The organism is Bacillus sp. SIMBA_005 (assembly GCF_046535585.1).
In the GTDB taxonomy this organism is placed as follows: domain Bacteria; phylum Bacillota; class Bacilli; order Bacillales; family Bacillaceae; genus Bacillus; species Bacillus pumilus.
In genome coordinates this window covers 1-275 of the sequence record NZ_JAWRWI010000329.1, presented here as the reverse complement: position 1 = coordinate 275, position 275 = coordinate 1, and the positions used below count along the sequence as shown (strand labels likewise).

Annotated in this window: 1 pseudogene; it reads left to right on the top strand. The window is 33.5% G+C overall.

Annotation, left to right across the window (positions count from 1 at the left end):
• Positions 1–142: 142 nt before the first annotated feature.
• Positions 143–275, top strand: a pseudogene (locus SB660_RS20335) (YrhA family protein); the annotation flags it as partial.

Genomic DNA, 275 nt, shown 5'->3' with positions numbered 1-275 from the left:
CACAAGGTTATTACAAATGAGCAAAATTCATTAACAAGGGGTATGAAACCTGGGGACAGTAAGATAGTAGATTTTCCTATTCCAGAAGGAGACATTTATCCTCCTAAAAAGGAGTAAATAATATTTAGAAGGTGGTTATTATATGTGGAGAGAGCAAGTTAGTCAGATTTCCCAAATAAGAGAAAAACGAAATCGAAAACTCAATTTACCTACCAATGAAAACGAGTTATCAGGATTTCGTAAATCTGTAGTAGAAAAATTTGGTGAGGATATAC